This is a genomic window from Janthinobacterium sp. ROICE36, assembly GCF_002869965.1.
Classification (GTDB): domain Bacteria; phylum Pseudomonadota; class Gammaproteobacteria; order Burkholderiales; family Burkholderiaceae_D; genus Janthinobacterium.
This window is the reverse complement of the sequence record NZ_PEBS01000195.1, coordinates 1-665: the sequence shown is the minus strand read 5'-3', so window position 1 is coordinate 665 and position 665 is coordinate 1. Positions and strand designations below refer to the sequence as shown.

The 665-nt window shown below is 48.9% G+C and carries 1 protein-coding gene; it reads right to left on the bottom strand.

What is annotated here, in order from left to right:
* Positions 1-85: 85 nt before the first annotated feature.
* Positions 86-505, bottom strand: a complete 420-nt coding sequence (locus CSZ94_RS27390; RefSeq protein ID WP_146009930.1) for an esterase/lipase family protein — start codon at positions 503-505, stop codon at positions 86-88.
* Positions 506-665: the final 160 nt, after the last annotated feature.

The following is a 665-nucleotide window of genomic DNA, read 5'->3' as shown; positions in this document are numbered from 1 at the left end:
TCAAGCTCACCGCGCGTCAGGGCGGAGAGATCGGGAGGGGTACGTTTTTTTGCCATGACAGCATGATGAGCCGGTTTGAAAAGGTTTACAACTGTTTTTTGAAACACTGCTCATGCTGAACAGTTACGATTTTTACATCTTTATCGTCTAGCATCTTTCCATAGCTGGGGTGTATCAATGCACGGGCCAGCAAGCCCCCCATGCTATGCGTGACGATGATGACTTCGTTACATTTGAATCCGCGTTTTTTGTAGCCTTTGACAAGGCCGCGTAGTCGTTCTGCAATCGTGACGGCAGATTCACCATTGCTCTTGATAAAGTTGTAGCCCATCGCATGCACTGGATACCAACAGGGAGAAATTTTCTTTAAATCGCTGACGGTCATGGCTTTGCCAGATGACGCGCCAAAATTTGTTGGATCTTGCAAAAGCAGTGCGCCAAGGCCACTTGTTTGACGCCAGAGAGGATGTGGCTTACCGTCGGAAATCATATTATTGAGATGCAATTCGGCTGCCCGCAACATTGTTCCGTACGCACCGGGGGTGTACTGAATTCTGTGTAAACGGTTTTTCGTTTAAGTCTGCGGTACCCGGTCTTCAAACTGGATGGCGAAGCGGTTCAGTGCCGCTTTCCAGTCCCGTATTGGCATCGTCCACTTCTTGCTA